The following is a 215-nucleotide window of genomic DNA, read 5'->3' as shown; positions in this document are numbered from 1 at the left end:
TCAAGACCGTCCCCTACCGGGAGCCCGGCAGCCGCTCCCGCAACGAATACCGCCTGACCCGCAAGGGCTGGGACCTGTGGCCCGTCCTGATGGCACTGACCCAGTGGGGCGAGACGTACGCCCTCGGCCCCGAGGGCCCCGCACTGGACGTCCGCCACACCGACTGCGACGCCCCGGTCCGCGTCGTCGTCGAGTGCTCCACGGAACACTCCACC

At 71.6% G+C, this 215-nt stretch carries 1 protein-coding gene; it reads left to right on the top strand.

The window, feature by feature from the left end:
• The coding region (locus tag OP79_RS49510) for a winged helix-turn-helix transcriptional regulator (RefSeq protein WP_033330073.1) at positions 1-215 on the top strand (215 nt) is incomplete at both ends.

This window comes from Streptomyces yerevanensis (assembly GCF_000716805.1).
In the GTDB taxonomy this organism is placed as follows: Bacteria; Actinomycetota; Actinomycetes; order Streptomycetales; family Streptomycetaceae; genus Streptomyces; species Streptomyces flaveus.
This window is presented reverse-complemented; position numbering and strand designations above follow the sequence as displayed.